We start from the raw sequence: 890 nt of genomic DNA, 5'->3' as shown, positions 1-890 counted from the left end.
ATTAATAAGAGATGCACCTGTTACATATGCCGTAGTGTCTTTTGGCACGCTATCATAAATCTGATTCGCTATTTTTTCAACTTTTTCATCCGATCCACTGACAGTAACCGGAACTAAAACAGTTTTTTTGTCTTTAGACATTAATTGATTACGAACATCTTGATCATCTGTTAAAGGCGTTGTGACATCTTTTACACCTTTGATTTTCTCTGTCTTATCAATGATTTTCTGTATTTGTTTCTCACTATCTTTATCTAATGCGTTATCTAACTTGATAACCATGCTGATGGTATTACTATCTTCTCCAGCATTTTTTAGAATTTGGCTGGCTCTAGATGAAACGGCATCGTCAGGAAGCTGAGACTGTCCTTTTTCACTTGCGAGCTTTGTTAAATTTGGTGACGTTAGCATCAATATAACCGTTAAAGCTAAAATAAAGGCCGCAATCACCCATTTAAATTTCACAATAAATTTCATTCTTTGCTTTCCCCTTTTGTAGTTAACTTTTCTTTTGCCATTGTAAGAATTTCAATAAATGTATCTATTTTTTCTTCTTCTACATCATCAAACAAATTCTCAATGATACTAAAACACGCGGCATTTCCGTCATTTATTACCTTTTCTCCTTCAGCCGTAATCTTAATAAGCTTAGAACGTTTATCGCTCTCTAGTTCATTAGTGTCCCACTCCACAAGCCCTTTTTCGAGCAGCTTTTTGATTCGATTCGAAATAGCACTTTTATGAACACCTTGCAAGACAGCAAGACTGCCTGGTGAAGATGGACCTTTAATCATTAAACTATTTAACAAATCAAACTGCTGTCTAGAGACATGTTCGAAGAGGTTATGGCTAAGCTCTCTGTGAATTACTTCTGTTCCTACAAACAGCAC

2 protein-coding genes are annotated in these 890 nt (G+C 35.6%); both read right to left on the bottom strand.

Annotation, left to right across the window (positions count from 1 at the left end):
* Positions 1-477: MMPL family transporter (locus tag AC1DRF_RS30010; RefSeq protein ID WP_477742573.1), on the bottom strand; the 477-nt coding region annotated here is incomplete at its 3' end.
* Positions 474-890, bottom strand: a 417-nt coding sequence (locus tag AC1DRF_RS30005) for a MarR family winged helix-turn-helix transcriptional regulator (RefSeq protein WP_477742572.1), incomplete at its 5' end; no start/stop codon positions are given. The genes AC1DRF_RS30005 and AC1DRF_RS30010, both read right to left, overlap by 4 nt.

The sequence above is a fragment of the Priestia sp. P5_B4 genome, assembly GCF_056400385.1.
This window is presented reverse-complemented; position numbering and strand designations above follow the sequence as displayed.